Annotated in this window: 2 protein-coding genes; both read right to left on the minus strand. The window is 58.6% G+C overall.

The window, feature by feature from the left end; genetic code table 11:
• The coding region (locus FVQ81_18465; GenBank protein ID MBW7998515.1) for a hypothetical protein at nucleotides 1-638 on the minus strand (638 nt) is incomplete at its 3' end.
• Between the two features lie 25 nt (nucleotides 639-663).
• A complete protein-coding gene (locus FVQ81_18470; GenBank protein ID MBW7998516.1) occupies nucleotides 664-1,362 on the minus strand; it encodes a hypothetical protein in 699 nt (232 codons plus the stop codon).
• Nucleotides 1,363-2,044: the final 682 nt, after the last annotated feature.

Genomic DNA, 2,044 nt, shown 5'->3' on the forward strand with positions numbered 1-2,044 from the left:
ACTGAGAGCTGGTAGAAGTCTTGGAGCTGCTTGTCCATGATCGCACCACCTACGACACTGGCTGTCGTCGGCGGGCCAAGGACGCTACCGACCATACCGAACGTGCTGCCCGCGAACTGAGTGAATGCACCCGGGTGATGCACTACCTGCCACGGCTTCGGGGCATTCGATACTCGCATGAAGTTCACGAGAACTGCGTAGTTACCGAGCTCCATGTCGAATCCTGCCGAACCCAGGTCGGTGCCGCCGTTGAGCGAACCGAACAGAGCCGTCAAGTCGTTGTCCTTCTTCCGTGCCATAGCATCGCCGGCCTGTCGACCAACGATCTTCATGGTGTCTTCCTGCATCTGACGCACGAGCTTGTCGGTCAAGATGATCTTGAGGCCGACCTCAGCCGTGGTCAGGGTGGTGATGGTCATGCCGATGTCCTGCTCGTCCGTGATGTCGACGCCGTCGCCGACCGAAGTCGCAGTGAACTGGCCTACCTTGGGAACGTCGACCTGCTTCTCGCCCTTGTTGAGCTTGAACTTCTCAACAAGCTTGAGCATGGGAGCGTTGTGCTCCGCGGTGTATCGAGCCTGCTCGATTACGATCCGCTGTGCCGACGCGAGATTGCCGGTTGTTGCTGTCTGGACCATTAGTTGGTTCCTCCGTTACTATCGTTTAGCCTCTCATGCCGGAGCCGCCAGTTTCCTTGTCGTGTTCCTTCTGGATGGGCTCCATTTCTGTCCATGAGATTTCCCCTGCGTTGAACTTGTCCACTGCCGCCTCCCAGCTATCGGGCTCTTCCGAGCTTTCCTGGACCGGCGGCGTTCCGGACACCTTCTCTACAGGACCGGTGGTTGCTGCCTCCTCTTCCCGCTTGGCCAGGCCGGCCTCCGCGAGTCGAGCTTCGAACTTCTCTTCGAGAGCCTCAGACGCCTTTTCAAAGGCACCCTCAGTCGCCTTGTCGACGTTTCGCTTGGCTACTTCGTCGGCGAAAGCCTTTGGCATATCCGAGAGGCCCATGCCGGCCGCTTGCTGCTCTTTGATGATTCGATCCACCGTCTCCTCACCTAGTGTCCGGGTGTACTGATCAGCTGTGTGCTGAGCAATAGCAAGCTGGGCCTGGGTGAGCGCTTCCTCGGAACGTTCCTGGGCATCGGCCCGCGTAACCTCCTCACGGCCTATCTGATCGAAGTTTTCCTCTTCAACCAGCGTCTTCCGCCTGGTGGTCTCGGCTGCGGCACGAGCGTTGGCTGCGTTCTGCTTGGCCTGTTGCACAGCACGCGCTTCTGCTTTGTCCGTTGCCGACTGAGCACTTCGCGACGCTACGGTCTCGATGTGCTCCTTTAGGCCCGAATGCTCGAGGAGTTCGTCCAACGAGTAATCGGATAGGGACGGTTGTTTGGCCGGTTCCGGCGCTGGCTCTTCAGCTGGCGCTGGCGTGGCCTCCGGCTCGGGTGGGGTTACGTCCGGCTCGCTCGCTGCCGGTGGGGTCTCTGGTGGTGTCTCCGGCGGCGTACCCGTTTCGGGTGGCGTCTCTGCCGGTAGACCCTGTTCTGGATCTGCCATGGTAAAGGTACCTCCTCTGGCAAAAAGAAAAGCGCAGCGATGACCTCTGCAGTCACCTTGCGCTCTCCGATATTCTGCTGTCTACCTCATATTATATGCCCTACGGCCAGGGTCGTCAAGTCGCAGTTAGGCGAAGAGATCCAACCCTTCCTTCTCGATGAAGGAGTTGGTGAAGAACTTCGTACCGTGCAGGTTCACGAATCTAATTTTGTTCTCGTCGGACATGTTAGTGTACAGGCCTATATAGAACCTGACGGCCGACGGGTTATCGAACACGAATTCATCCTTCTCCGGGCTCTTGACGAACTCGCTGGTGCCCTCCCTCGTGGTCGTGGTCGTGTTCTTCACCATGAATGCCACGGTAACGATCCTGTACCACGGGTGGTCCTTGCCCAGCTGTTTGGCGAGCCTGAAAAGGATGTCCCTGACTGAGAGGACGTTCTTCGCGCCGGAGTTCCTAGCTGCGCGCGCCAGGTCGCCCACACGATCA

Source organism: Candidatus Glassbacteria bacterium (assembly GCA_019456185.1).
Taxonomy (GTDB): Bacteria; Gemmatimonadota; Glassbacteria; order GWA2-58-10; family GWA2-58-10; genus JAJRTS01.